2 protein-coding genes are annotated in these 1,289 nt (G+C 66.6%); both read left to right on the top strand.

What is annotated here, in order from left to right; translation table 11 throughout:
• Nucleotides 1-441, top strand: a 441-nt coding sequence (locus tag EYW47_RS38435) for an oligopeptide/dipeptide ABC transporter ATP-binding protein (protein WP_133200030.1), incomplete at its 5' end; no start/stop codon positions are given.
• Nucleotides 438-1,289: dipeptide ABC transporter ATP-binding protein (locus tag EYW47_RS38430; protein WP_240764107.1), on the top strand; the 852-nt coding region annotated here is incomplete at its 3' end. The genes EYW47_RS38435 and EYW47_RS38430, both read left to right, overlap by 4 nt.

The following is a 1,289-nucleotide window of genomic DNA, read 5'->3' as shown; positions in this document are numbered from 1 at the left end:
CAGGCGCAGATCATGGAACTGCTCGTGCGCCTGCAGAAGGAGCGCGGCATGGCGCTCGTGTTGATTTCGCACGATCTCGCCGTGGTCTCCGAAGTCGCGCAGCGCGTGGCCGTGATGTACGCGGGCGAGATCATCGAGACCAATCGCGTGCCCGATATCTTCTCGAAGCCGCATCATGCGTACACCGAAGCGCTGCTCGCCGCGATCCCCGAGCACAACAAAGGCGCGACGCGACTGGCCGCGCTGCCGGGCATGGTGCCGGGCCGCGACGATCGCCCGAGCGGGTGTCTGTTCGCGCCGCGCTGCAAGTACGTGGTGGAGGGCTGCAACACGGCACGCCCGGCGCTCGCGCCGCTCGCCGGTGACAACGGCCATGCGCAGGTGCGCTGCATCAAGCCGCTGAACGTGGCGTCCGAAACCCTGAATGGAGGCGCACGATGAACGCAGTCCCGCAATTCGCGGCTCGAAAGAACCCAGCCAGCGATCAAGCCGACGACAAGGTGCTCGTCGCCCACGATCTCAAGAAGCACTACAGCGTCAAGCGCGGCATGTTCGGCACGGGCACGGTGAAGGCGCTCAACGGCGTGTCGTTCTCGCTCACGCGTGGTCGCACGCTCGCGGTGGTGGGCGAGTCGGGCTGCGGTAAGTCCACGCTCGCACGCCAGCTCACGATGATCGAGCCGCCCACCTCGGGCACGCTCGCGATCGACGGCGAAGATGTGGCGAGCGCGAGCAAGGGCGAGATCGCCGCGCTGCGCCGCCGCGTGCAGATGGTGTTCCAGAACCCGTTTGCCTCGCTCAATCCGCGCAAGACCGTCGAGCAGACGCTCGGCGAGCCGCTCGCCATCAACACCCAGCTCACGGCCAGCGAGCGCGCCGAGCGTATCGCGCACATGATGCGCATCGTGGGCCTGCGGCCCGAGCATGCGAAGCGTTATCCGCATATGTTCTCGGGCGGGCAGCGTCAGCGTGTGGCGATCGCGCGCGCGATGATCCTCGATCCGCAGATCGTGGTGGCCGACGAGCCGGTCTCCGCGCTCGACGTGTCGATCCAGGCGCAGATCCTCAATCTGTTCATGGATCTGCAGGAGCAGTTCCGCACGAGCTATGTGTTCATCTCGCACAACCTGGCCGTGGTCGAGCATATCGCCGACGACGTCATGGTGATGTACCTGGGCGGCGTGGCGGAACTCGGCGACAAGGAGACCGTGATCGGGCGGCCGCGCCATCCGTACACGCGCTCACTGCTGTCGGCCACGCCCGCGATCTTCGAGGAAGACCGCCGCGTG

Origin of the sequence: Paraburkholderia silviterrae (genome assembly GCF_004353915.1) — a bacterium.
GTDB classification, from domain to species: domain Bacteria; phylum Pseudomonadota; class Gammaproteobacteria; order Burkholderiales; family Burkholderiaceae; genus Paraburkholderia; species Paraburkholderia silviterrae.
The sequence above is the reverse complement of the archived record's forward strand: the minus strand, read 5'-3'. Positions and strand labels throughout refer to the sequence as shown.